This is a genomic window from Pedobacter heparinus, from assembly GCF_032678725.1.
GTDB lineage: Bacteria > Bacteroidota > Bacteroidia > Sphingobacteriales > Sphingobacteriaceae > Pedobacter > Pedobacter heparinus_A.
Genome location: NZ_JAVTSC010000002.1, coordinates 373,555 through 399,797, shown reverse-complemented (window position 1 = coordinate 399,797; position 26,243 = coordinate 373,555). Strand labels below are relative to the sequence as shown.

General features: G+C 41.8%; 25 protein-coding genes and 1 tRNA gene. 15 read left to right on the top strand and 11 right to left on the bottom strand.

All coding sequences use genetic code 11. From position 1 onward, the window contains the following. Window positions 1–29: 29 nt before the first annotated feature. Window positions 30–1,736 carry a glycoside hydrolase family 3 protein gene (locus R2Q85_RS05060; RefSeq protein ID WP_316810656.1) on the bottom strand — a complete coding sequence of 569 codons (1,707 nt, stop codon included), beginning with the start codon at window positions 1,734–1,736 and terminating at the stop codon, window positions 30–32. 414 nt (window positions 1,737–2,150) lie between these two features. On the opposite strand from R2Q85_RS05060, the gene R2Q85_RS05055 reads away from it, so the two are divergent. From R2Q85_RS05055 to R2Q85_RS05035, 5 genes are all read left to right on the top strand, one after another. Beyond that, window positions 2,151–2,759, top strand: coding sequence for a porin family protein (locus tag R2Q85_RS05055; protein ID WP_316810655.1), 609 nt, complete (start codon window positions 2,151–2,153; stop codon window positions 2,757–2,759). A gap of 239 nt (window positions 2,760–2,998) precedes the next feature. Further along, window positions 2,999–3,643 (top strand): porin family protein, encoded by a 645-nt coding sequence (locus tag R2Q85_RS05050; RefSeq protein WP_316810654.1) that lies wholly within the window; start codon window positions 2,999–3,001, stop codon window positions 3,641–3,643. A 144-nt stretch (window positions 3,644–3,787) separates the two neighbouring features. Next, a complete protein-coding gene (locus R2Q85_RS05045) occupies window positions 3,788–3,964 on the top strand; it encodes a hypothetical protein (protein WP_015809985.1) in 177 nt (58 codons plus the stop codon). Window positions 3,965–4,132: 168 nt separating this feature from the next. Then, the gene (gene glpK / locus R2Q85_RS05040; protein WP_316810653.1) at window positions 4,133–5,623 is read left to right on the top strand and encodes a glycerol kinase GlpK; all 1,491 of its coding nucleotides are present in this window, start codon (window positions 4,133–4,135) and stop codon (window positions 5,621–5,623) included. Between the two features lie 32 nt (window positions 5,624–5,655). After that, window positions 5,656–6,387: an MIP/aquaporin family protein gene (locus tag R2Q85_RS05035; protein WP_316810652.1), complete on the top strand. Its 732-nt coding sequence runs from the start codon at window positions 5,656–5,658 to the stop codon at window positions 6,385–6,387. Here R2Q85_RS05035 and R2Q85_RS05030 read toward each other — a convergent pair. Next, a complete protein-coding gene (locus tag R2Q85_RS05030; protein WP_316810651.1) occupies window positions 6,384–7,079 on the bottom strand; it encodes a LytTR family DNA-binding domain-containing protein in 696 nt (231 codons plus the stop codon). The two genes, R2Q85_RS05035 and R2Q85_RS05030, sit on opposite strands and share 4 nt — an antisense overlap. Window positions 7,080–7,419: 340 nt before the next feature. On the opposite strand from R2Q85_RS05030, the gene R2Q85_RS05025 reads away from it, so the two are divergent. Beyond that, on the top strand, window positions 7,420–9,315 hold the full coding sequence (locus R2Q85_RS05025) for a beta-N-acetylhexosaminidase (protein ID WP_316810650.1): 1,896 nt from the start codon (window positions 7,420–7,422) through the stop codon (window positions 9,313–9,315). A gap of 18 nt (window positions 9,316–9,333) precedes the next feature. Here R2Q85_RS05025 and ppsA read toward each other — a convergent pair whose 3' ends face one another. From ppsA to R2Q85_RS05010, 3 genes are read right to left on the bottom strand one after another with little or no spacing between them, the layout of a single operon-like run. Further along, on the bottom strand, window positions 9,334–11,949 hold the full coding sequence (ppsA, locus tag R2Q85_RS05020) for a phosphoenolpyruvate synthase (protein ID WP_316810649.1): 2,616 nt from the start codon (window positions 11,947–11,949) through the stop codon (window positions 9,334–9,336). Continuing rightward, on the bottom strand, window positions 11,946–12,413 hold the full coding sequence (locus R2Q85_RS05015; protein WP_316810648.1) for a MarR family winged helix-turn-helix transcriptional regulator: 468 nt from the start codon (window positions 12,411–12,413) through the stop codon (window positions 11,946–11,948). The genes ppsA and R2Q85_RS05015 overlap by 4 nt, the downstream gene beginning before the upstream one ends. A gap of 53 nt (window positions 12,414–12,466) precedes the next feature. After that, entirely contained in the window at window positions 12,467–13,966 is a 1,500-nt protein-coding gene (locus R2Q85_RS05010) for a hypothetical protein (protein WP_316810647.1), read from the bottom strand. 131 nt (window positions 13,967–14,097) lie between these two features. On the opposite strand from R2Q85_RS05010, the gene yiaA reads away from it, so the two are divergent. Further along, the gene (gene yiaA / locus R2Q85_RS05005; RefSeq protein ID WP_316810646.1) at window positions 14,098–14,565 is read left to right on the top strand and encodes an inner membrane protein YiaA; all 468 of its coding nucleotides are present in this window, start codon (window positions 14,098–14,100) and stop codon (window positions 14,563–14,565) included. Window positions 14,566–14,711: 146 nt separating this feature from the next. On the opposite strand, the gene R2Q85_RS05000 is transcribed toward yiaA, so the two are convergent. Next, window positions 14,712–15,254 (bottom strand): hypothetical protein, encoded by a 543-nt coding sequence (locus R2Q85_RS05000; RefSeq protein ID WP_316810645.1) that lies wholly within the window; start codon window positions 15,252–15,254, stop codon window positions 14,712–14,714. Window positions 15,255–15,436: 182 nt separating this feature from the next. Here R2Q85_RS05000 and R2Q85_RS04995 point away from each other — a divergent pair, with 182 nt between their 5' ends. After that, the gene (locus tag R2Q85_RS04995) at window positions 15,437–16,324 is read left to right on the top strand and encodes a winged helix-turn-helix domain-containing protein (protein ID WP_316810644.1); all 888 of its coding nucleotides are present in this window, start codon (window positions 15,437–15,439) and stop codon (window positions 16,322–16,324) included. A 135-nt stretch (window positions 16,325–16,459) separates the two neighbouring features. Here R2Q85_RS04995 and R2Q85_RS04990 read toward each other — a convergent pair. The 3 genes from R2Q85_RS04990 to R2Q85_RS04980 all read right to left on the bottom strand — a co-directional run bounded on the left by R2Q85_RS04990 (window position 16,460) and on the right by R2Q85_RS04980 (window position 18,587). Then, window positions 16,460–16,547, bottom strand: a tRNA-Ser gene (locus tag R2Q85_RS04990). Between the two features lie 48 nt (window positions 16,548–16,595). Then, window positions 16,596–18,026 (bottom strand): pyruvate kinase, encoded by a 1,431-nt coding sequence (gene pyk / locus R2Q85_RS04985; RefSeq protein ID WP_316810643.1) that lies wholly within the window; start codon window positions 18,024–18,026, stop codon window positions 16,596–16,598. Window positions 18,027–18,167: 141 nt separating this feature from the next. Continuing rightward, on the bottom strand, window positions 18,168–18,587 hold the full coding sequence (locus tag R2Q85_RS04980; protein ID WP_316810642.1) for an IPExxxVDY family protein: 420 nt from the start codon (window positions 18,585–18,587) through the stop codon (window positions 18,168–18,170). A gap of 157 nt (window positions 18,588–18,744) precedes the next feature. Between R2Q85_RS04980 and R2Q85_RS04975 the strand changes: the two genes are divergently transcribed. The 3 genes from R2Q85_RS04975 to rnc are packed head-to-tail and all read left to right on the top strand — an operon-like array spanning window position 18,745 to window position 21,001. After that, window positions 18,745–18,981, top strand: a complete 237-nt coding sequence (locus tag R2Q85_RS04975; protein ID WP_008241990.1) for an acyl carrier protein — start codon at window positions 18,745–18,747, stop codon at window positions 18,979–18,981. 28 nt (window positions 18,982–19,009) lie between these two features. Continuing rightward, window positions 19,010–20,263, top strand: coding sequence for a beta-ketoacyl-ACP synthase II (fabF, locus tag R2Q85_RS04970; RefSeq protein WP_316810641.1), 1,254 nt, complete (start codon window positions 19,010–19,012; stop codon window positions 20,261–20,263). A gap of 9 nt (window positions 20,264–20,272) precedes the next feature. Then, complete coding sequence (gene rnc / locus R2Q85_RS04965) at window positions 20,273–21,001, top strand: ribonuclease III (protein ID WP_316810640.1); 729 nt, start codon at window positions 20,273–20,275, stop codon at window positions 20,999–21,001. 2 nt (window positions 21,002–21,003) lie between these two features. Here rnc and R2Q85_RS04960 read toward each other — a convergent pair whose 3' ends face one another. After that, entirely contained in the window at window positions 21,004–21,714 is a 711-nt protein-coding gene (locus R2Q85_RS04960; protein ID WP_316810639.1) for a hypothetical protein, read from the bottom strand. Window positions 21,715–21,824: 110 nt separating this feature from the next. On the opposite strand from R2Q85_RS04960, the gene R2Q85_RS04955 reads away from it, so the two are divergent. From R2Q85_RS04955 to nadD, 3 genes are read left to right on the top strand one after another with little or no spacing between them, the layout of a single operon-like run. Next, complete coding sequence (locus R2Q85_RS04955) at window positions 21,825–22,688, top strand: YicC/YloC family endoribonuclease (RefSeq protein ID WP_316810728.1); 864 nt, start codon at window positions 21,825–21,827, stop codon at window positions 22,686–22,688. Window positions 22,689–22,694: 6 nt separating this feature from the next. Then, window positions 22,695–23,264: a guanylate kinase gene (gene gmk / locus R2Q85_RS04950; protein ID WP_316810638.1), complete on the top strand. Its 570-nt coding sequence runs from the start codon at window positions 22,695–22,697 to the stop codon at window positions 23,262–23,264. A gap of 5 nt (window positions 23,265–23,269) precedes the next feature. Continuing rightward, window positions 23,270–23,842 (top strand): nicotinate (nicotinamide) nucleotide adenylyltransferase, encoded by a 573-nt coding sequence (gene nadD, locus R2Q85_RS04945; RefSeq protein ID WP_316810637.1) that lies wholly within the window; start codon window positions 23,270–23,272, stop codon window positions 23,840–23,842. Here the strand turns inward: nadD and R2Q85_RS04940 are convergent. Continuing rightward, a complete protein-coding gene (locus tag R2Q85_RS04940) occupies window positions 23,839–24,552 on the bottom strand; it encodes an SAM-dependent methyltransferase (RefSeq protein WP_316810636.1) in 714 nt (237 codons plus the stop codon). The two genes, nadD and R2Q85_RS04940, sit on opposite strands and share 4 nt — an antisense overlap. A 300-nt stretch (window positions 24,553–24,852) precedes the next feature. On the opposite strand from R2Q85_RS04940, the gene R2Q85_RS04935 reads away from it, so the two are divergent. After that, window positions 24,853–26,196 carry a DUF6600 domain-containing protein gene (locus R2Q85_RS04935; RefSeq protein ID WP_316810635.1) on the top strand — a complete coding sequence of 448 codons (1,344 nt, stop codon included), beginning with the start codon at window positions 24,853–24,855 and terminating at the stop codon, window positions 26,194–26,196. The last annotated feature ends 47 nt before the right edge of the window (window positions 26,197–26,243 follow it).

The window sequence follows — 26,243 nt, the reverse complement described above, 5'->3', positions numbered from 1 at the left end:
ACTAAAATCAGCTTAAGCCAAGAAAAATACTACTGTCCGTCTCCGTATTTAAAAAAAGAATTTACCGTTACCGGCAACTTTCCTGTAGCATTCAACTGATTCTTGATTACCGAGGCCGCAGCTTTTTGCATGAAATCTTCTTTCTGATAGGCTACAATCAAGCCCTTACTTTGTTCCAAACCAGGTAAAGCCGCTAAATTGTACGGGTTTGCAAATAAGGCAAATACCGCATTGCTCAACGACATATCTTTGATAAACATTTTCAGGTCCGCACTCAGCACCATTCCATTTCCAGGACGCAAGCGGGTATCATGGATACCAATTACGATCTGGTCAAATGCTTTCAGGTCGCGTAATACCTTCGCAATCTGATTGGCTGAAGCATTTTTATCCAGTGTATAAAAAACCGTATTCTTATAATGGGCACCCAGCTCACGCTGAAATGTGGTTATTTCAGGAGTGCCTATGCTAATAACCACAGTTCTTTTCTCTGCGCTTAACTGCCTGATGTTGTCTTTACCGGTCAGTACCGTCATGGATGCATCGGCCAGCTGTTGCAACAACGTCAGGCTTTCTGCCCTGTTCAGCTCTGTTACAACGTTGTTTTCATTAACCTTTTGCTTAACATTTAAGCCTGCCCAGTATTTAGCCATAAGGATCTTTCTCACACTGGCATCAATCTGGTCCATACTGATCCTATCTGCCCTTACCGCTTTACGAACCAGTTTTATAGCCCTGGCGCTGTTCTCCGATAGCTCCAGAATGTCATTGCCAGCAATAATTCCCATTACATCAGCCTCACCATCTTTAAAATGTTTCACTACACCTTTCATACCCATCGCATCCGAGATCACAATCCCCTTAAAGCCAAGCTCTTCTTTCAGCAGCCCGGTTACAATCGGTTTAGATAAAGTAGAGGGCATATTAGGCGTATTGTCCAATGCCGGAATATTCATATGTGCAATCATTACTCCTGCAGCTCCCTCACGGATTAATTCCCTGAAAGGATAAATTTCCAGACTGTCCAAGCGGGCCTTGGTAAACTTCAGCTGGGGCAGGTCATAATGTGAATCTACATCTGTATCTCCATGTCCGGGAAAATGCTTGATGCTTACCAGTAAACCTCCATCCTGCATGCCTTTCATATATGCGGCGGCTTTTGTGGCCACATTGTATTTGTTTTCACCAAAGGACCGGAAATTGATTACCGGATTTTTAGGATTATTATTTACATCCACGTCGGGTGCCAGGTTCATGTGCATGCCAATTCTTTTGTAATCTCTGGCAACTTCCAATCCCATTTTGTACAGCAGCTCTTTATTTTGTACAGCACCGAGCGCCATCTGGTAAGGATAAGAAATGGTACTGTCCAGGCGCATACCCAACCCCCATTCTCCATCAGAAGTGATCAATAAGGGCACTTTTGCCAGCGATTGATAGGTATTGGTTAAAATGGCCTGCCTGCCAGGGCCTCCCTGAAAAAATACCAGTCCACCCACCCGTTCTTTCCTGATCACCTTACCAATAGAGTCTTCAAAGGCTTTTCCTAAATTGGTATGTGCTCTTACAAAAAAAAGCTGGGCAATTTTTTGTCGCTTGCTTAGCCTTTTAAATACAGAATCTACCCATTCATTTGGTTCCTGCAACGTTTGTAGATATGTTTTTTGTTGTGCCTGTACAGCAAATACAGTAGTTATTAAAAGTAAAGTAGTTATAAGAAAATGCTTAACATTCATTGGTGCGATGGTTGGTTAAACCTCAAAGTTAAGCAAAAGTTCCATTTTTGCTTGTCTAACAGGTATTTCAGTTGGGCGGTATTTTTCTTTCCGGCAAAACACAATTGCGATAATTGCTTTAAATGAGTTAAACTAAATTTTACAGGTATCCGGCAGTAATTGTATCAAATTTGATACAATATAACCCAAGCCTTCCCTGATCTAAAATATACATCAATACATGTTAAAACTCCTAATGCACATCAACAAAATGCTTTTTAACACTATTTAACAAATTTTGACAGTTTAAGCATTGAGTTCTGGCACATTTCTTTCACATGTCTATACAGATGGGATGAGCCATCCGGCTGATTAACGCAGCTTAATATCTACTGCATAAGCCAGCTTGTAACATGAACTAAAAAATAACACAACATGAAAAAAGTATTTATTTTGGCTATAGGCCTATTCGCAGCAACTGCCGCCAATGCACAGATCAGACTGGGTGTTAAGGCAGGATTAAACGTTCCAAACATCATTAAAGGTGATGGCAATAATGATTTTAAAACAAAAGTAAATCCTGGTTTTAATGCCGGTGTAACTTTGGATATTCCTTTAATCACAGGCCTTGCCTTTACACCGGAATTGCTTTATGCAACCAAAGGTTATAAAGCAGAAACTGCTTTTGGCGATTTTACGCAAACCACCAGTTTTATTGACATTCCGATCCTGGCCAGCATTAACCTGGGTGGCAGCGGTTTAAACCTGGTAGCAGGACCGCAGGTTTCCTTTTTAATGTCTACAAAAAATAAATTTGAAAGCGGCTTTGGAACAGCAGAGCAGGAGATCATTGAAGACAAGTCTGACAGGTTCAAAAAAAGCCTGGTGGGTGGTCTGATTGGTTTCAGGTATGACATCAATGAGAAAATTGACATCCATGGCCGTTATGCCTTAGATTTCCAGAAAAACAATGAAGATGGCAGCAGAGAAACCCCTGAATATAAAAACCAGGTATTCTCTGTAGGACTTGGCGTAAAATTCTAAACGCTCAAAAGCCTAAGGAAAGCCACCCGATCGGGTGGCTTTTTTTTGACCTGTACCAGATTTAATACAACTCTAAAAAACGGATACTAGCTATAAACCGGCGCAAACAAATCAATAAAAACAAGCTGACTATCAGCAATTTAAAATAAAAATAACCGTATAAAAAGGCCTTTACATTGCAATTCCGGCATGGTTATTACAATACACATCCTAAATTTAACCTATTAAAAACAAAGATTATGAAACGATTATTCATTATAGCATTGGGTTTAACTGCAGGTAGTTTAACCTTTAAGGCAAGCGCACAAACTACGCAGACAGCTGCAAACGACCAGATAAGATTTGGTATTAAGGCTGGAGCCAATTTGATGAAAATTGGTAAATATAACTTTCTGGACCAGGAATATTCAACCGATTATAAAGTCGGTTTTCAAGCAGGGATATATGCTGATTTACCTTTGGGTGGTGGATTCGCATTTTTACCTGAAGCAACTTTTACCCAAAAAGGTTTTAAATTAAAAGAGACTGTTGGCGAAACCACAGGAGAAATCAATTCAAAGCTGAACTATCTGGACATACCGGTTTTGATCGGATACAGACCTTCACCTGAGTTTACCATATTTGCAGGACCTCAGGCCTCTTTCCTGTTATCGCAAAAAACGGAAATAAAAGCCAATGGCGATGAAATCTCGTCGACAACAGATACCGATGCTTTAAGAAAGTCAATAGCTGGCGGAGTTATTGGCCTGGGTTATAGCATTACGCCAAACATCAACATCAATGGCAGGTACATGATGGACTTTCAATCGGCTGCTAAAGATGATCAAAACCAGGATAAAGGCAAGAACAGCGGTTTTGCACTATCCCTTGGCTATACATTTTAAAGATCCTATATCCCTTCCATAATCCCTATGGAAAACAGGCCCCGGTTACTACGATGTAGTGCCGGGGTTATTTTTTATAAAACATATCGTGCTGTGGTCTGTTATAAAATAAACGAATCTGTTTATCCAATAATCTGTAAGAGTATGAAAAATCAACCCAATCAAAAGCATACCGGTAATGAGCAAGGCAGGCCTACATCAGACCGGGTTTTTCACAATGCAAAACAAGACAAAAAGCAACAGGGCATCTCAAATGGAGGCGGTCAGCGCTCTGATCAAACTTCCAACAGAGATAACCAGCGCAAACGCGAAAATAATTAATCTCTATTGTGTGTGAGGATAATATATTCCTATGTAATCCCCAAAAAGCATCCTCGTCTGAGGATGCTTTTTTTATAAAAATATTGCTGAATTTCTCGTAGTATCTTTTACTTTCGATAATGATTGCGTATACTTACGTTTTGTTACACATTATTGCAATTATAAATTATGAGCAAGTTTATTTTATCCTTTGATCAGGGAACCACAAGTTCAAGGGCAATTGTATTTAATAAGGAAGGAAGCATTGTATCCATCGCCCAAAAGGAGTTTGAACAGATCTATCCTCAACCTGGATGGGTAGAACACGACGCCAGTGAGATCTGGTCTACCCAGATCGCAGTAGCTACCGAAGCCATTGTAAAAGCAAGCCTTACCCCAACAGATATTGCAGCCATTGGCATCACCAACCAGCGCGAAACAACAGTGCTGTGGGATAAAAAAACCGGGGAGCCTTTATACAACGCCATAGTATGGCAAGACAGGCGTACTTCTGCTTATTGCGATGAACTTAAAGCCAAAGGCCAGTCCAAAAATATACAGGAAAAAACAGGCCTGATACTCGATGCGTATTTTTCTGCCACAAAAATCAAATGGATCCTGGATAATGTAGAAGGTGCAAGGGCAAAAGCTGAAGCTGGAGATATTGCCTTCGGAACTATCGATTCCTGGCTGATCTGGAAACTTACAGATGGCCGCGTTCATGTTACAGACGTAACTAACGCTTCCAGAACCATGATCTATAACATCCATACCCTGGACTGGGACCAGGAGCTGCTTGAGCTTTTTAACATCCCTAAAAACATCCTTCCTGAAGTTAAATCCTCCAGTGAAGTTTATGGAGAAACCACAGGTAATGTACTGGCCGCAAAAATCCCGATTGCCGGTATTGCCGGTGATCAGCAGGCGGCCTTATTTGGACAGATGTGTACAGAAGTGGGCATGGTAAAAAACACTTATGGCACCGGCTGCTTTATGCTTATGAACATTGGCGATCAACCGATCGTTTCACAAAACAACCTGGTCACCACTATAGCCTGGAAAATAAATGGCAAAGTACAGTATGCCCTGGAAGGCAGCATCTTTATTGGCGGCGCTGTGGTTCAATGGTTGAGAGATGGCCTGGGCATCATCAGCTCCTCTGCCGAGGTGGAGACACTGGCCCTGAAAGTAAAGGATACCGGGGGGGTATACCTGGTACCTGCGTTTGCCGGCCTGGGTGCACCACACTGGAATCAGGATGCCCGCGGAACCATTACAGGAATCACTCGTGGAACTACTTCCGCTCATCTTGCCCGGGCAGCTATTGAAAGTATCGCCTTCCAAACCATGGAAGTACTTAAAGCCATGGAAGCAGACTCCGGACATCGCATTAAAGAATTACGTGTAGATGGTGGCGCCACCAGCAACGATATCCTGATGCAGTTCCAGGCCGATTTGCTGGATACCACAGTAATCCGCCCTAAAGTGACTGAAGTAACTGCCCTGGGGGCCGCTTACCTTGCCGGTCTGGCAGTAGGTTACTGGAACAGCATGGATGACATCAGCGGACAGTGGCAAATTGACAAGAATTTTAACGCAGGCAATACCGATGACATTGCCGAACGCATAAAAGGTTGGAACAGGGCAGTAAAGGCAGCAAAAGCCAATGCCGAAAATTAATCATTTATAAACCAAATTTAAACCTAATCAACATGTCTCCTTTTTCAGCCGAAGTGCTCGGCACGATGTTTATGATCTTATTGGGCAACGGCGTAGTTGCCAACGTGGTTTTGAAAGGAACCAAAGGCAATAACGGTGGATGGATAGTAATTACCACAGCTTGGGCCCTGGCCGTTTTTGTCGGCGTCGTTATTGCCGGGCCATATAGTGGTGCACACCTTAACCCTGCGGTAACTATCGGACTGGCCATTGCCGGAAAATTTCCATGGGCAGATGCGCCTAGCTATATTGCAGCGCAATTTATTGGGGCAATGTCCGGCGCTTTCCTGGTTTGGCTATTGTTTAAAGACTTTTACGCCGGCACGGAAGACAAAGGTGCCAAACACGCCACTTTCTGCACAGGGCCTGCTATTCCAAATACGGTATCTAACCTGATCAGCGAAATCATTGGCACCTTTGTGCTCATCTTTGTCATTTTCCATTTTACCAATGCAGAAATGGGTGCGGATAAAAGTCCGATTGGATTGGGCTCTATTGGCGCATTGCCTGTAACCTTACTGGTTTGGGTAATCGGTCTTTCACTGGGTGGCACCACTGGTTATGCCATTAACCCGGCAAGAGATCTTGGGCCAAGGATTATGCACGCGATATTGCCGGTAGCCGGCAAAGGCGGAAACAACTGGGGATACGCCTGGATACCGGTGATTGGCCCGATCATAGGCTGCGCACTGGCCGCTGCACTGTATTTATGGATTAAAATCTAGAGGATCTGCATCCGCTTGTATAAGCCTGCACGGTAGGCATCAGAGACAGGTACCATGTTGCGGTGTACGATCAATGTACCCCCTTCTATGGTATCTATCTTGCTTACATTGATAATGAACGAGCGGTGCACCCTTAAAAACATATTTTTAGATAACTTCTCTTCTACTGATTTTAAGGAAGAATGAATGGAATAGGTATGGTCAGTCATATTGATCCTCACATAATCACCTCTGGCTTCCATATATAAAATATCACTTACCTTAACCCGCCGCACCACGTTAGAGTCGCGTATAAATACAAATTCGTCTTCTTTATCGGCAACAGAAATACCTTTTGTAAGGAGCATTCTTTTTGCTTTTTCTACTGCCTGAAGAAAACGTGGGGGATGAACGGGTTTGATTAAAAAGTCCACTACGTTCAGGTCAAAGGCTTCGGCTGCATAGCCAGTTGTAGAGGTGGTAAAGATCACCATGGGCCGCTTTTCACCCAGGCTTTTCACCAGTTCAATACCGCTCATATCCGGCATTTCTATGTCCAGGAACAAGATATCAATATCGTTTATCTGAATTTGTTTGTAAGCGGCTACCGCGTCAAAGCACTCCCCCACCACTACCAGTGCAGGTTCCATACTGATCAGCTTTTTGAGCACAGTGAGCGCTATAATATTGTCATCTACAATTAAGCAGTTCATTTTAACCGGGAATGATTACTCTAAAATAGCTATAATCCCCCAGATATTATAATGCTGAACGGATTGAACAGGAAAATAAACTGTTCTGTTCCCGGGCTGCATATCTCGGTGAAAATGGCCGCGGATTCCGCATTTAAACTGGGTCAAGTAAATCCATCAGTACTGGACAATGTCGAGGTATGTTAATAAAGTATGCAAAATCAATTCATAATCGGAATTATCCGGGGCCCCTTTGTCCTAATTTTATCAGCTATATAACAAGCAAGTGTATGGTGTTTTCTAAGATTGGTTTTCAATCAATTGGCATGGATGGCTTGGGAATAGCACAAATTACGAGGTTATGAAACCAATTATTCTTTTTCAGGTTCTTGTTTTACTGGTGTCAAATTGTTACAGCCAGAAAGCTCCGGTTTCTATCATACCTCAACCTGTAAGCCTTGAAACAACTGCAGGTAAATTCAGGCTTGGGCAAAATACAGTCATTCAGATCAATTCAGATAATGATGAATTGAGACGTGTTGCAGCATACCTGTCGGCAAAGTTATCAGGGCCAACGGGTTATCTTATGCCAGTTAAAATCGTTAAGTTATTTTCAAAAAACAATATTCACCTTACCTTATCTGGAGGGAATAAAGGAATAAAAGAAGGATACGAATTAAATGTTACGGCTTCTGGTGTATCGCTCACTGCAGATTCTGGAGCTGGTCTATTTTACGGAGTTCAGACGCTGATTCAGCTGTTACCGGCAGAAATCGAAAGTAAAAAGAAAATCAGCAATTTATCCTGGACCATTCCCGGAGTGAAAATTAAAGATTACCCACGCTTTGGCTGGCGTGGTATCCTGTTCGACGTAACCCGGCATTTCTTTTCTAAAAAAGAGGTGAAGGATTTTATTGATCATATGGCAAAGTATAAATTTAACTTACTACATCTTCATCTTAGCGATGATCAGGGATGGCGCCTACAGATCAAGTCATTACCTAAACTCACGGAAGTGGGTGCCTGGAGGCCGGAACGCAAAGGAAAATGGAATAATACCGGGAAACCGTCTGCAAATGAACCTAAATCATATGGCGGATTTTATACTCAGGATGATATGCTCGAGATTATAAAATATGCAGGCGACCGCTTTATAACTATACTGCCTGAATTTGATGTACCCGGACATAGCCTTGCTGCCCTTGCTTCCTATCCATCTCTTAGTTGTACTACCGATAGCACTTATGCAGTTAATGTAGGCGAAACAATTGCTAACTGGCATAGTGATGGACCAATTGCTCTACTAGACAATACCCTTTGTCCTGCTAATGAACAGGTTTACACCTTTTTAGAGACGGTTTTTACAGAAGTGGCGGCTCTTTTTCCGGCTGAATATATCCATATTGGCGGTGATGAATGTTTAAAGACTTTCTGGAAAAACAATCCTGCAATACTTGCACTCATGAAGAGAGAAGGGTTAAAAGATATGGATGAAGTACAAAGTTACTTTATCAAGCGGGTGGCAAATATATTGAAGTCAAAAGGGAAAAAATTGGTTGGCTGGGATGAAATACTAGAGGGGGGATTGCCACCTGAGGCAACAGTGATGAGCTGGAGAGGAATGAAAGGTGGCATACAGGCTGCAAATGCTGGTCACCAGGTGGTGATGAGTCCGGAAGACTTTGTATACTGTGATAAAAATCAGGGCGAATGGACAGCAGAACCAGCTAGCTCTGGCATGGTTCGTTTAAAAAAGACATACTCGTTCGAGCCAGTACCCAATGGTATTGACGAAAAACTTATTCTCGGTGCTCAGGGAAATTTGTGGACTGAACAGATTCAAAATATGCGTGCCGCTCAATATATGTTGTGGCCAAGGGGCTTGGCAATAGCGGAATGTGTCTGGTCACCTAAAAAAAGTAAAAACTGGCCAGATTTTGTGCGGCGGGTTGAACACGAATTTACAAGAATGGATATAGGCGAAATTAAATACGCCAAAAGTATGTACGATCCAATGTTTCGACCTGCGATGGAGGGCGATCTGGTAAAACTCACGCTTGATACGGAGGTCAGCAACCTGAAGGTACATTATTCCTACGATGGTTCCTTTCCTGATAATTACTATCCGGAATACACAAGACCACTTATCATACCAAAAGACGTAAATGATGTAATCCTTGTTACTTATCGGAATGGGAAGCAAATGGGCAAATTAATAAAAATGCCTGTTGCCGAACTCAGAACAAGAATAAAGTAAACCCATATCAGATCTAGGTTACAGTAGTTCCACATATCCCTCCGTTCCATTCAGCCGGATCCGCTGCCCATTTTTAATCAGCCTGGTAGCATTGTCTACTCCAACAATTGCCGGCAAGCCATACTCACGTGCGATAACTGCACCATGGGTCATCATTCCGCCAACTTCGGTAACCAGGCCTTTTATCGACACAAATAATGGTGTCCAGCTAGGATCGGTAAAGGTGGTAATCAATATATCTCCATCTTCCAGGTCTGCATCCTCCATGTTTAAAATGACACGTGCCCGTCCCTCTACAATTCCTGAAGAAACCGCCAGACCTGCAATAGCACCACCCGGAAGATTTTCGTGTTTGTATTTACCGGAAATAATTTCACCATCAGAGGTGATCACACGTGGCGGGTTTAGTTTTTCATCGGCTTTGAACTCGTCTTTTCGTTTGCTGATGAGCTGATGAGCTGGTTTATGGGTACGTATCATTTCGCGTAATTCTTCAAAAGTAAGGTAGTAGATGTCTGCTTTATCGGTTATGACTTTAGCTCGTAAGAGCTGTTCGGCTTCTTTCAGCAAAGCCTGCTTATAAACAAAGAAGCGGTTAACAATACCGTATTTTGGATATTCCCGATAACCCGCGAAATTGCGGAGCAGGCTGATCATTTGTTTTGTCTCCTTCACTTTTTGTTCACCACCCGGCAATGTCGCCAGGCGGTCTGCTAATTCCCTTTCTTTTTTCAAAGCCTCCTGTAGCCCCTGTTCAAATTTTAGCTTGCCGGCCCCAGGCTCAAAATTTTTAATATTACCCAGAATTATCGGGACAAGTATAGTGGGGTTTTCGCTCCACCGCGTTTTAGTCAGATCGATCTCACCGGCACAACGCATACCGTATTTATCGAGATAGGCCTCAATAGCATTCCGGACTTCCTGCCCACCATCAAACTGAACCAGCTCATCTAAAAAATTATCGTCTTTTACCTGTTGCAGATACTCAATTAGCTCAGGATAAGGACGAATTGTATCTGCGACGTCTAAAAGCGCCAACCCCATCTCCGAAGTGATGTTGTTTGATACGGATTGAGAAAATGTGTCTGCTACGTTTTTTTCACCTAGCCATTCGTTCATTTTATCATTGATCCAGGATGAAGCATTCATTGCAGCTATAATCACACCCATATGTTGTGCATCAAATATCATTTGCTTCGATTGCCGGATGTCTTCCAGAATAAAATCGAACAGCTCTGGTCCTGATTTAGTCTGGATGTCTTGTTTGAGCGCTGCTACTGATGCCTCATTATGTCTGACCAGATCAGCGACGGTTGCAGGGTCGTTTCCCACTTGCGCCAAAATATCCGCAGACGACATACCCTTAGTGCTTTTAACAGGAATCGGTGCTTTTTCATCATTTGGTAACGATTTTATAAAATCCCCGCGTGCTACGACGGTCTGCAGGGCCTCTTCTATGAGCGGATCATGCTGACCCATGGCTTCTAATAAATTTTCCCTGCCAGCAGGTGTAGCCAGGCTATCTGCAACATCAACAAACAACCTTCCACCAGCCTTAAACATGGGTCTGGCAGCTCTTAACTGCCATAAAGACAACCCCAGGGGTTTCATAGCGTCAGTCATCATTTGTTGATGACCTACAGATATGTAAACGTGGTTTTCCTGATCATTTGCTTCAGGAATCGGGTATAAAGTAGTGATTGGCCGGCTTTGGACGATATAAAATGTACCTTTAGCCAAACACCATTCGATGTCTTGCGGGCATTCGAAATGTGCTTCTATCTTTCTGCCTATGCGATGCAGGTGTAAAACCTGCTCATCCGTCAGCGCTTGCCAGGTCTGTTTCTTTAACTCTACCTCCTGCGTTTTCGTGCCACCATCTTTTAAGGCATAAACAGCCAGTTTCTTGGCGGGTATCTTCTTATCGATAATCCTGCCCTCAGAAACCTTATAATTATCGGCATTTACAAGTCCGGAAACCAACGCTTCGCCAAGTCCAAAGCTGGCATCAACAGAAAGGACCTTTCTGTTTGAGTTAACCGGATCTGCTGTAAACATAATTCCTGCTACATCCGGAAAAATCATTTTCTGAATAACAACAGACAAATAAACCTTTCTATGGTCAAATCCATTTTGCAAACGATAGACTACTGCCCTGTCTGTATACAACGATGCCCAGCATTTGCGGATATGTTTTAAAATTGGCCCTATCCCGATAATATTTAAATAAGTATCCTGCTGACCGGCAAAAGACGCAGTTGGCAGATCCTCAGCTGTGGCACTGGAACGCACAGCGAAGGCATTGTTTTCACCCATTTGTTGCAAATATCGGGTAACCTGATTGGCGATATCTTCTGGAATCGCTGTTTCTTCGATCAGCTTTCGGATTTTTGCGCTGGCTTCGCTGATATCATTTCTTTTATCTGCTTTTAAAATGGCCAGTTGATCCAGCAGTGAATTAAACGCTTCATTAGCCCCTATAATTTCTTTAAAGGCTTTTGTAGTCACACAAAAACCCTCCGGCACCAGTACATCCTCAATTCGGGATAATTCCCCAAGATTGGCTCCTTTTCCCCCCACCATTGCAAGCTTTGTGCTATCGATTTCCTGAAAAGCAAGTATATAACCGCTCATATTTTGAGTTTATCTGTTGTTTCATTCATGATTTCAATTGCATCTAAAAAGTAGGTTTCAATAACCCTGATCTCCTCCGTTGAAAATGACGCTAAAAGAATTTCTGACTTGCTGCGAAACTCCCTGTACAGTGGTTCCAGGACTGTCATTATATTTTCCGCATTTGGTACAATGATAACTTTCCGTCTGTCATCCGGGGCAAATCGTCTTTTTACGAGGTTTCTCTTTTCAAACCGGTCAATTAAACCGGTAACAGCACCTGTTGTCAGGCCGGTTAAACCTGACAACTCACCCGCTGTCATTTCTCCTTTTTGTAAGAAGAACCCCAGGTACTTATGATCGGTTCCTGAAAAACCCGCCTTTCGCGCAATGGCTTCGTGCATCTGAATAGAGGTGTATGCGTACTGCTGGCTCAGCCTTCTTATATGTGTGAGTGTCTCGTTGTCCATCTTATATCTTATCAACTGATTATCTTAGTTACAAAGATAATATTAATCTGTAATGCTTCAAAATAATTTCACCTGGTAGAGATTCCCTCCTGCATGAGTGCCAGAACAACTTTATACGCTGTTTTTTTCTCCCAACATGCAATCAACCAGGCGATAAAGCTCAGCGTAAAGATATCGTCATTTTCTACCCCCTTGAGCTGGTTTAAAACCGCCTTTCTATAGGCAGTTTCAAAAGCCACATCGGGTTTTAGCAGATATTTTTCAACCAGCCTCAGGTATAATATCACACGTTCCTCCGAAGTTTTCAGCAGATATTTTTTATATCGCCGCCGGAAGCTATTTAGCCGAGACATGGCAATCTCGATGTTAGAGAATTGAGCCTGGACCAGAATTTCCATCAGATTTTTTCGGATCGTCCATAACATCCCCATTTTTTTTTCATACCAGGCATCGCTGCGTGTCAGTAAAGTCAGTTGTTTCAAACTTCTTCGGTCATTACACAAGGCTAAAAACATGGTTAGGCATATTCGTAAATCCTCAATGTCTTCTGGTTTGGATTTATGCTTTGTATTGGAGAGCGATTCCTGCAATAGTTCGATTGCATCCTCAGCAAAGCCTGTAAAGAACAGGTTGAGCGCAGAGAGTAACTGATGCCGTAAGTAAAACAGCGCGTAATAACGACGATCTGTCTCCATTAAATCCATCATTTCTCTAAGATAGGTCCTACTCTTTGCGAAATCCATTCGTCGTAAATGAAAATTTGCCAAAAAATATAAAATGGATAAATGGTAAAAAACATAGGATTTTTTATACGCCTGGTCTTGTATAAATTGATTCGTTCGATTGATATAGCGTTCTATCAATCCGTAATTCTGTTGTATCGCCGCATATTCATTTGCGATGAAAAGGATTTGGTAAATGGACTTATAGGTCATCAGGTCCTGTTCGGAAATTTTGTATTTCCGGATTGTGGTCAGGATCAAGGTAGTCAAATTAACGATTTTTCCTTTCAGGTGTATTTCCTTCAGTTCTTGCCTCAAAAAGGCATAGGCCATATTGAGCTTGGCCTCGCGTTGCATATTCGACTGGTTTTGCAGGAAGCGCCCGGTCAAAGCTTCGAGGTCTTCTGCTCCCGGCAGATGGGCATACTGCATCTTCAGCAACAGGAGCTCGTTCAACAAATTAAACTGTTCTAACTGTTCAGCCAGCCGTTCAGCTTTATTCAAACATTTAAATGCGATCTTGACCACATCATTTTCTAACAAAAAACGCCCCGCCACGAGCAGGCGCAGCGCGTCATAGGTATCAGAATGATTGCTTTCAAAGGTTTTCTGCGATAAAAATAGCAGCAAATTATCCTGCAGCCTTTTACGTAAAGCATAATATGCATCATTATTTTTCTCGGGGTTGTAGAGCTTGTTTAAACCATTTATATCGTCACTTTCTATCAAATCAAGCAGCTGCAAATTTTTCACATCCTCTCTTTTGTTTTTTTGCTGCAAAAACTGCCTGAAAAGTCTTTTTTCAGGGCTATTAAGCAGGCTTATTAACTCTTGAATGGAGTCCATATGGATATATTAGTATCTGTAAAAGTACGATAATTACAAATTTATATCGTCAGTAATTTTCAAATTCTACTTTTTACAAGTGTATTTTACATCCGACATTTGCTTTCATATCAATCAAAAAACAAAATATTATGGAACCGCTACAAAACAGAATTGAAGAAAATTTACCTAACGTAAAACATGGTGAGCAGGTTAGAAGCCCGTTTAAACCGACTGCCGCATTTATCGGCGCCTCCTGGTTTGCCTTATTAACAGGAGCGGTGGGATATTGCATCGGCTTATGGAATGCAAGTATGGAGTTGAACGAAAAAGGCTATTATTTCACTATTTTATTATTTGGCTTATTCGCAGTAATCTCCGTACAAAAAAGCGTGAGGGACAGGTCTGAAGGGCTTGCCGTTACGGATCTTTACTACAGCCTGAGTTGGTTTGCCACTATTGCGGCAATGATCCTGCTGACGATTGGCCTATGGAATGCAGATATTACGCTAAGTGAGAAAGGCTTTTATGCCATGGCATTCTGCCTGAGTATGTTTTCGGCCATTGCCGTACAAAAGAACACCCGCGACGCTAAGATGTTCGAGGATAAAGAGCTGTAACGTAGCGGTTGCCACCCCGCAGCGCCTTGCTTATCAAGCCTGCGGGGTTTATTTAGGTAGCCTGAAAAACAAAACCCACTTAAAATAAATACTAAGTGGGTTTTGTTGTTTGTAACTGAAATACACTTTATTTTACTCGAAATCACTCAGCAACCGCCTTTGCGGGGGGCACGTTTATAAATTATTTTACTATCTCGTTCAACATAGTCGCCCGATACTATTGGATATGAATACTTGGGCGCGTACGATACAAAATGGCTTCTTATAATTATTTTGTCGTTAACTTTCAGGCTATGCAATTGCTGAAATTCATTAGACTTTTCCGACCCAAAACTAAGAATATAATCGCCACCATCAATCCTGGCCATCAAACCGAAACCTAATCTTGACCCTGGTGGAAGAGAAAGAGAGGTTATAACAGCCTCCATATTGGAAAAATCAGTGATATGCTTCCTTATTTTAGCAGCACCGGCATACACTTTTTTACCTGCGGGAGACGCTTCCCATTTTGTAAACTTTACACCCTCAGGGGTAGCCTTCCATTTTTTCAATTCGGCTTCCCTTTCAGCAGCTGAGAGGGGTTTTGGGGTTGGCTCTTTAGAAGCTCCATTTTTAATTTCGCGATTAGCAAATACTAGTCCGCTTACCACAACCAGCGGTAAGATCAGCGCATAAATAACTTTTCTCATATTTTTTGTAGGTTTAATTTAACATGGATCTATCTGCTGATAAATCAGATCCGTTTAAGGCATTTTTTTTATTTTTCATATCCTTTTAAAGTTGGTGCAACAAAAATACTTTGATATATTTCAGCCTGAAGAACTTGCATTGTAAATAAAAATGTAACCTTTGTAAATAAATTGTAAATGGTATGTTTTATGGCCATAATCTACTTTCCGGGAAACGCGAGTACCTGTGGGGAGTGATATTACTCTCGTTTGTCTCTGTGATTTGCGCGGCATTCAGTATGACCGGCAGTGACTATTTTGATATCGCCAGGAGAGAAGTTTTGCTTCGGAGGATAGGAGATGAACTACTCACCCAGTCGGGCGACAGTAAATCAAGGGTTCTTCCGGTAAAAAAGATCGCGGAAAATGAGTACCAGATCAGGTTTGAGAATGAGCTTACTTTTCAACCTGACTCGCTGGTGAATACTACCCGGCATTTGTTGGCCAAAGACCCCCTCGCAAGTGATTATGTAGTTAACGTCCTGAACTGTGGCAACTCCAGTGTAGCCTATGGATACGCTATATCCAACAATAAAAAAGATGATATTGTAGCTTGTAGAGGAAGGGTGCAACCCAAGGGCTGTTACATGGTCAACATTAAATTTAAACCGACAGGAATAAATACGGCAAATGGATATCTTCTGGGCAGCCTGTCGGTTTTAGCATTTGTTGGTTTTATTTTTTTTAGATCGGTTAAACTGCGAAGCGCCGCGCCTGGGACTCAAAATCCTGGCATTTTAACTTTGGGCTCGGTGTTGTTCGATGCGAAAAATCGGCAATTGACAATGAATGGGAAAACCATAAACCTGACCGGAACTGAAACACGTCTGCTGCTTATTTTTGCGCTGTCTCCTAACCAGACTATAGAGAGAAGCCGGTTGCAAAAAGAGATATGGGAGGATGAAGGTGTTATTGTAGGGCGTAGCCTGGATATGTTCATATCAAAACTTAGAAAAAAACTGGAATTTGATCCGAATATCAAAATTGCTGTTGTGCGCGGCAAAGGATATAAGCTTGAGAATATTCAATAAAAAACCCTCTACTCAATGTAAATAGGGTTTGTATAGTCAGCATTTTAAAATAGCTATCGAAGAGAAATTTCAGATTAGTTTTTAAAAAATAACCTGCTAAAACTAATGCTTTAGCAGGTTATTTGTATCACAATGCGGAGAGTGAGAGATTCGAACTCTCGATACCCTTTTGAGGTATACACACTTTCCAGGCGTGCTCCTTCGACCACTCGGACAACTCTCCGTTTTTACGGAATGCAAAAGTAGAAAAAAAATTGAATGCTAAAGTATTTTATTCAATAACAGTAACTTTTAACATATTCGTTTTGCCTTTGCGTTCCATAGGAATGGCTGCAGTGTTGATGATAACATCTCCTTTTTTAACCATTTTATTCGCTTTAAGCAAGTCATTCACATCCTGAATGGTTTCGTCTGTACTTTCAAATTTATCGTAGTAAAAGCCCTGTACGCCCCATAAAAGACTCAAAGTATTCAATAGTGACCTGTTGCTGGTAAAAATATAAGTCAATGCCTTAGGCCTGTGGCTGGAGATTTCGAAAGCAGTATAACCGCTTAAGGTCATGGAAACGATACCAACCGCATTCGTTTGTTTAGACAAGGTACAGGCCGAATCACAAACCGCATCACTTAAAAAGCTCTCGGCTTTAGGCTTAAGAAACTTGTCAGGATGGAAAGGATAATTGTTTTGTTCTATGTTCTGAATGATCTTTTGCATCGTTTCAATAACGATCAGTGGAAACTCACCAACAGAGGTTTCTCCGCTAAGCATTACAGCATCTGCTCCGTCCAATACAGAGTTGGCCACATCGTTCACTTCGGCACGTGTTGGCCTTGGTGTGGTGATCATGCTTTCCAGCATCTGGGTCGCTACAATTACCGGCTTGGAAGCTGCACGACACTTTTGAACGATCATTTTTTGCAGCAAAGGCACTTCTTCCATTGGCATTTCTACCCCAAGATCTCCACGGGCAACCATAATCCCGTCAGAAACTGCTATGATTTCATCAATATTTGCAATGGCTTCCGGCTTTTCAATTTTGGCAATCACACGAGCTGTTTTACCTCTTTCCTTAATGATATTTTTTAGTTCAATAATGTCTTCAGCGTTACGCACAAAAGAAAGTCCGATCCATTCTACATCGTTTTCGAGAACAAATTCAAGATTTTTACGGTCTTCGATAGTAAGTGAAGGAATAGAAACTTTGGTATTTGGCAGGTTTACACCTTTTCTGGAAGTCAGTATTCCTCCATGAACAATTTCGCAAAGTACCTCATCTGAAAGATTAGTTTCCAGTACGCGCATCTGCAATTTACCATCATCCAATAAAATGATCTCCCCGGCTTTAACATCCTTCGGAAAAGACTCATAAGTGATGTAGATCCGTTCTTCGTTACCCACACATTCTTTGGTGGTAATGATGGTTTTCGCCCCATTAACTAACTGTATACCACCATCCTTAACCATTCCGATCCGAATCTTAGGACCCTGAAGATCAGCAAGTATACCAACGTTATAATTGTGTTTTTCATTAAGGCCGCGAATGGTATCCAGCACTTCCTGGTGATCTGCTTGTGAGCCATGAGAAAAGTTTAAACGACAAACATCCAGTCCGGCATTAAACATACTATATAAAACGTCTGGTTTAGCTGAGGCGGGGCCTAAAGTGGCTACGATTTTTGTTCTAGAATGAAATGGTTTCATTGAGTTATTTAAATTTTATTACAGACCAACAAAACGAGCGTTCGTATCACAGAAAACCGATGCTAGTCTGATTTATTAAAGTTATCTGTTTGGTTATGTAAATCCAAATATAGTGTATTTTGTACACCTTCAATATAAAATTTACATTATCAAATTTTCCTTTGACCTTAATTTAGCTGGATTTATTTGTGCAGCAACCTGAATATCAACAAGTTTATTCAATCCATTGAGGATAAAATTCAGATCTTCCTTATCAATATACTGATGGATAATCATGAAAAAATCAACCTTATTCATCTCCGGAATTAAAAAACCTTCGGCATTTCTGTTGTTGATAATATAGTATTCGATCTCGCCCTGCTCCACAAAAAAATAATATTTTGAAAAGGCGAGCGGCGCTTCATCAATATTGAAATAAACTTCATGGTCGTCCGTCTTCTCAAAACCAAAATTAAGACGAGTATTAATTTTATGACAAAGTACATAATCCTTTAAGGATGCAGTGATGGCAATTAATACAAAGTCAAGGTCTAATGAAAGTTTTAAGTAAGTTTTGTTCAAAACAGAATATTTTACGGAAATACGAAATTATAAAACTAATTTTACATTGATCTTCAAAATAAAAACATTAAAATTGGTACAGAAATAAAAACATTTGAAATGTGTAAGAATTTATTTTTCTTTGCACTGAATTATTTAACCATTAAATTATAACATTATGTCTGATATTGCTTCAAGAGTTAAGGCTATTATCGTTGAAAAATTAGGTGTGGATGAAAACGAAGTTACACCAGAAGCTTCTTTCACTAACGACTTGGGTGCGGATTCTTTAGATACAGTAGAACTTATTATGGAGTTTGAAAAAGAATTCAATGTAGCAATCCCTGATGATCAGGCTGAGACGATCGGCACAGTTGGTCAGGCAATTGCTTACTTAGAGAAAAACGTTAAGTAAAAATACGGTTTCCGTATAATCCGTATAAATGGAATTAAAAAGAGTAGTAGTTACAGGGTTAGGTGCGCTCACTCCAATAGGCAATACCATTCCAGAGTTCTGGGATGGTTTGGTTAATGGGGTGAGTGGCGCAGGCCCTATTACAGGTTTTGATACCTCAAAGTTCAAAACCAAATTTGCATGCGAACTTAAAAACTTCAATCCTGAGGATTTTCTGGACAGAAAAGAAGCCCGCAAATTAGATCCATTTGTTCAATACGCTTTAGTATCTACAGAAGAGGCTGTAAAAGATGGCAATTTCGATTTTTCACAGTTGGACACCAATCGTATCGGTGTAATCTGGGGATCGGGTATTGGCGGATTTAAAACCTTTCAGGATGAAATGAAAGCCTTTTTTTTAGGCGACGGTACCCCGCGTATCAATCCCTTTTTCATTCCAAAAGTAATTATTGACATTGTGCCCGGCCATATTTCTATAAAATATGGTTTAAGAGGGCCAAATTTTGCCACAGTTTCTGCCTGTGCATCATCTACCAATGCCATGATTGACGCATACAATTATATTCGTTTGAATATGTGCGACGTGATCATCAGTGGTGGTTCTGAAGCAATTATTAACGAGGCCGGAATTGGTGGTTTTAATGCCATGCATGCACTTTCTACAAGAAACGATGACCCTAAAACAGCCTCCAGGCCGTTTGACAAAGACCGTGATGGCTTTGTTGCCGGTGAAGGTGCTGGAACCATCATCCTGGAAGAACTGGAACATGCGAAAAAACGTGGTGCCAAGATCTATGCCGAACTGATTGGCGGAGGGATGAGCGCAGATGCGAATCACATTACAGCACCTCATCCGCAGGGATTGGGCGCAAGAATGGTGATGACCAATGCCTTAAACGACGCCGGATTGACTACTGCAGACATTGATTATATCAATGTTCACGGAACTTCTACTCCCTTAGGTGATATCTCCGAAAGCAGGGCAATTGTAGATCTTTTTGGCGAAGATGCTTACAAACTGAACATCAGTTCAACCAAATCAATGACGGGACACTTATTGGGGGCTGCCGGGGCAATTGAAGCCATTGCTGCAATACTTGCAGTAAAAAATGACATTGTTCCGCCAACGATCAACCACTTTAATGACGATCCTGAATGTGATCCAAAATTAAATTTCACATTTAACAAGGCGCAGAAGCGTACCATTCGTGCAGCTCAGAGTAATACATTTGGTTTTGGTGGTCATAATGCGTCTGTAATTTTCAAAAAATACGAAGAGTAAACATAATTAATGCCATTATTTGACCTGTATAAGCTCTATCTTTCACCTGATAAAGTCTTTATAAGAAAGTTGAAAAACATTTTAGGCTTTGTGCCTGGAAATGCCACCTTATATAAAATGGCATTCAGGCACCGGTCTGTGGCAAAAGTTTTAAAAAATGGCAGCAGGAGCAGCAATGAACGCCTGGAGTTTTTGGGCGATGCAGTGCTGGGCTCTGTAATAGCCGAATTACTCTTCAAAAGTTATCCTTATAAAGAAGAAGGATTTTTGACCGAGATGCGCTCCAAAATTGTAAACAGAGCCAATTTAAACCAGCTTGCCCGAAAAATGGGCTTCGATCAGCTGATTGTTTTTGACCAGAAAGCCGTAAATGTGCAAACCAAACACCACTCTATGTTGGGTGATGCCTTTGAAGCCCTTATTGGTGCCATTTATCTGGATAAGGGCTACAATTTTACCCGGGAATTTCTGCTCAAAAGGATTGTGAAGCCTTACATTGACATCCATACCCTGGAACTAACAGAAACGAATTTCAAAAGTAAACTGATTGAATGGTGCCAGCGCCATGGGAAAGACATTACCTTTGATATGGTGGAAAATGGCGAAGGCGAAAGTGCTAAATTATTTACCATTCAGGCCGTTGTTGAGGGCGAAAGCTACGGCATAGGCAGGGATTACAACAAAAAGAATGCGGAAAAACTGGCTGCAGAAAAGGCCTGCGAAGCCCTTTCTATTTAAGCCTAATTCTTTTTGAGTGTATCAGCATATTTTTTATAGGAGTCCCTGATGTACTTTACCGCGTCATATTGCGTCCAGTTCCTGGCCTTTTCATATTCGGGCCGGTAATCCAGCATAAATTTCTCCAGGTCCGGGCCCTTCAGGTCTGTATTGTTCTGGATTAAAAACTCATTAAAAAAGCCATCTATCTGCGTTTGCTGTAATTCTGTTTCATAATAGCGGCCAAACCTCCTTGCATTTTTTGGGGTACGGCCAATCAACTCGTAAACTGCAGTTAAGGGCTTAAAAAGAAAGGAAAGGAAGGGCGGTTTACCCTGATAAAAGGAGCCTTTATTTTTATAATCTCTTTTCAGTTCATCCAGTTCCTGTTTCTTGGTCTGTCCGCTGATGTTCACTTCTTTAAGCATCCGGCTTCCGGTCAGGTAAACCAATATGTCTTTACTGGAGGATACAACAGTTTCAGCATCCGAAAAGTTCGTCTTCATAACCAGTAAGGTATCCCCTACGATGGCCCTGATCTGGAACAAGCCCAGATCATTGCTGTTTACCCTGTATCCTGTTCTTTTATTGACGATCTCGGAACGGGCAATACGATTTGAAGTACCTTTCTCAAAAACGACACCCCCCAGTAAAAAATCTTGCGCAGCAGCAGGCAGGCTAAAGAGCAAAACTGCCAGGAACAGTGGGATATATAGACGATTAAATTTGAACATAGGTTATATAATAACGTAAAATTAACCATTGTTTGCCAAATACCTTAGTTAAAAAAAGTTAAATAGGCAGGAAAAGCCAATAAATTATATCTTTGCACATGATAAAATCAATGACAGGATATGGCCTGGCCTCTGCAGATCATGAGAATGTAAAATTTGCTGTAGAGATAAAATCCTTAAACAGTAAGTTTTTAGAACTCAATCTAAAACTACCTAAAGCCTTTTCAGATAAGGAATTGCTATTGCGCAACATTTGCAGCAAAGAAATTGAACGCGGTAAAGTCAGTGTTTCCATAAACATTGAACGTGGCGAAGAAGCTTTGAAAGGAGCCACAATCAATGCCGCTTTACTGAGCAGGTATTACAAACAACTGGAAGAGATAAATACCCAATTGGGCGCAAATTCGGGCAACCTGTTGCAGGCTGTCCTTAACTTCCCTGAAGTGATCAGTTATACAGAGGATGAAGTAAGTGAAAATGACTGGAACATTCTGTTTAACACTTTTAACACAGCTTTAGCCAGCTTTAACCAGTTCCGGGAAACAGAAGGCGCGGTATTGAAGACAGATCTGGAATTGCGGATCAAGAATATCCTGGATTTTTTTAGCCAGATTGAGGTACTGGAACCACTTAGGATCCCTCAGATCAGGAACCGGCTGAACCAGTTCTTAGAGGAAAATGTGGGTAAACTGAACGTAGACCAGAATCGTTTAGAACAGGAATTGATCTATTATATTGACAAATTAGACATCACCGAAGAAAAGATCAGGTTAAAAAGTCATTGTGATTATTTTATCGAAACCTTAAAAGGTAAGGATGCCAATGGTAAAAAGCTGGGTTTTATCTCGCAGGAGATTGGCCGGGAGATCAATACAATGGGCGCCAAGGCCAATGATGCACAGATTCAGCAACTGGTTGTTGGAATGAAAGAAGAACTGGAAAAGATTAAAGAACAATTATTAAACGTGTTGTAAGCCCTGATGAAACAAGGTAAACTGATTATATTTTCTGCCCCTTCGGGAGCAGGTAAAACCACCATCGTTAAACACCTGCTCACGAAATTCCCTTCATTGAGCTTTTCCATATCGGCAACTACCAGGGAGCTACGTGGCGATGAAAAAAACGACAAGGACTATTATTTTATCAGCAAAGAAGACTTTTTGCATAAAGTTGCACGCCAGGAATTTGTAGAATTTGAAGAGGTATACAGCGGAACTTTTTACGGCACCCTGAGATCGGAAATTCAACGCATCTGGGATGAAGATAAACATGTCATTTTTGATATTGATGTAGAAGGCGGATTGCGCTTAAAACGCAAATATGAAAATGATGCTTTAGCTATATTTGTACAGCCTCCGTCTTTGGAAGTACTCAAGGAACGTTTGACCGGCAGGGGTACAGACAGCCCTGAAAAACTGCAGGAGCGTTTTATTAAAGCAGAAAAGGAACTGGCCTACGCAGATAAGTTTGACGTGGTGCTTAAAAACTTTGACCTGCAAACCGCTTGCCTGGAAGCAGAAAAACTGGTGGGAGATTTTATAAAAAAATAACGCAAATGAAAACTGGATTATTCTTTGGCTCTTTTAACCCTATTCATACCGGTCACCTGGTTATAGCCGGTTATATGGCGGCTTTTACGGAACTTAAGGAAGTCTGGCTGGTTGTTTCTCCCCACAATCCACTGAAAAATAAAAATGGCCTGTCGAACATGTACGACAGACTTGAAATGGCAAAACTGGCCACTGAAAATGCAGAAAACATTAAAGTGAGTGATATGGAATTCGGTTTACCGCAACCCTCCTATACGGTTGATACACTCACTTATTTACAGGAAAAGTATCCGGGAAAAGAATTTGCGTTAATTATGGGTGCTGATAACCTTTCTTCTTTCAAAAAATGGAAGAACTATGAAGTGATTTTGCAGCGTTACGAGATTTATGTCTATCCCCGGCCAGGCGTAGATATCAGCGAATGGTTAGGGCACCCTGCCGTAAAAATTACAGATACCCCGCAGATGGACATCTCTTCCACCTTTATACGCAAGGGAATTGCTGCAGGAAAAAACCTGCAGTATTTTGTACCAGATAATGTACTGTCTTTTATAGACAGCAAGAACATGTACCGCTAACTGCCTTTATACAATAAAAATATAGTTGGTTTTTTATGCAGGTCTATGCGCTCTTTACGCCACAATCCTATGGGCAAAGTTTTAACATATTCATCTTCAGCAGTTAAATTGCAGGCTACACACAGCTGGGTTTGTCCGGAAGCATTCTTTAGTATATCTTCAAACAGGTGATTGTTACGAAATGGGGTTTCGATAAACAGCTGGGTTTGCCTGTTCTTTTGTGACAACGCCTCCAGCTCTTTGATCTGTTTTGCCCTTTCGACTTTATCGATGGGCAGATAGCCATGAAAAGTGAAGCTCTGTCCGTTAAAACCCGAAGCCATCAGCGCCAGTAAAATAGAGCTGGGCCCAACCAATGGCACCACTTTAATTCCTCTTCTATGTGCTTCAGCAACAACATCAGCTCCCGGATCAGCAATACCGGGGCATCCGGCTTCACTCATCAAACCTACATCTGTACCGGTCATCAGCTCTTTAAAAAAAGGAACCATTGAATTTCCACGCTTGTGCTTGCCATAATCGTGAATAACCAGCTCAGACTGTGGCAGCTTTAACCCGGCCTCTTTTAAAAATTTACGCGCTGTTTTCTCATTTTCAACGATATAGGTCTTGAGTTCATTTATCGTATCCCCAAGAAATGGGGTAAATGATTTTTGGGCCGCATTTTCTGCCAGGGGAACGGGGATAAGATATAGTATGCCTTTTGTCATTGTCATGCTGATTTTACTACAAAAGAAGAAAAATATTACGGCAAAGCACATTTTTCCTGCCATAAAACTGTAGTTGCTAAGTAATCTTAAGCAGCAAATTGCCGTTAATAAGAGGAAAAACCGTAAATTGTATATTCCATGTTTAAATTAAAATCTGCCGTTCTGCCTATTAAACCAATATAATTAGGCTTAACATCAACATGACAATGTAATATTTTAATAGACAAATTAAACTTTGAGTAATTTTTGGAACTCAAATTGATATAATAAAAGCGTTAGGTAAATTAAAACACACACACAATGAAAAACATGATCAAATTACCGGCCATTGTACTTGGGCTCCTGCTCTTGTTGACCGGTGCAACACAGAAGGTTATGGCGCAGGGAGATGATGTTTCCCTACAATCATTTTATGATGAGCTATCTCCTTATGGAACCTGGATACAGGATCCACAATATGGCTACGTTTGGCGGCCGGATGTAGAACAAGGCGATTTCAGGCCTTATTATTCCAATGGGCGCTGGGCGATGACCGAATACGGCAATACCTGGGTTTCCAATTACGATTGGGGCTGGGCGCCATTCCACTACGGAAGATGGGTATATAACCGTTACAATGAATGGGTTTGGATTCCCGATACGACCTGGGGACCGGCATGGGTGAGCTGGAGAAGTGGTGGCGGTTATTATGGATGGGCACCAATGGGCCCTGGGATGAATGTCAATATTAATTTTAACATCCCTGATCTGTGGTGGGTATTCATTCCGCAGCGGAATATTTATTATGACAGTTTTCCAAGGTATTACTCCCGCAGGAATGTGACCATCATCCACAATACGATCATCATCAACAATACGTACGTAAATAATCGCCGTACTTATTATAGTGGCCCAAGGGCTGATGACATCAGGAGGGCAACCGGAAGAGACGTAAGGGTTTATAATGTAAATACCACAGGCAGACCAAGCCGGAGCAATATCAATGGAAACAACGTTGACATTTATACGCCAAGGCCAAGCAGAGGCAGTTCCAATGCCAATGCCAGACCAAGGGAAGCCATCCGTGGAGAGGGATATACTACAGCCAGAGGAGACAGGGGCACAAGCAGTAATGGTTCACCATCTACACGCCCTTCAAGAGGCGATAACGGCTCTGGCGTAACGGCTCCGTCAAGAGGAGAAAGGCCTGCTGGCGAAAACAATGGCAGACCGTCCAGAATTGGAAACCGTGAAAACAATAGCACACAGCCTCAAAGGACAGAAAGAGGAAACCCATCAAGGGAAAATAACCCAAGGGAAACCCCGGCACAAAGGCCAGAGCAAATGCAACCTGCCCCACAACAACGTCAGGAGCGCCCGGAACGTCAGGCACGTCCTGAACGTCAGGAAAGTCGTCCGGAAGCGCCACGCATGCAGGAAAGACCGCAGCAACAGCAGCCTCAACGCCAGGAAAGGCCGGCTCAACCTCAGGAAAGACCACAGCAACAACCGCAGCGCCAGGAAAGCAGGCCACAGCCCCAGTACCAGAGACCTGAACGGATACAGCAAAGTGCTCCTCCTGCCAGAAGCTCCGAAAGCCGTGGTAACCAGGGCGGCGGTGGAAGAACAGAAAGTTCAAGACCAAGCCGGGGCGGCAGAGGTTAACAACATCAGATCACAATTCCAGAAAAACCGGCAAACAATAGCCGGTT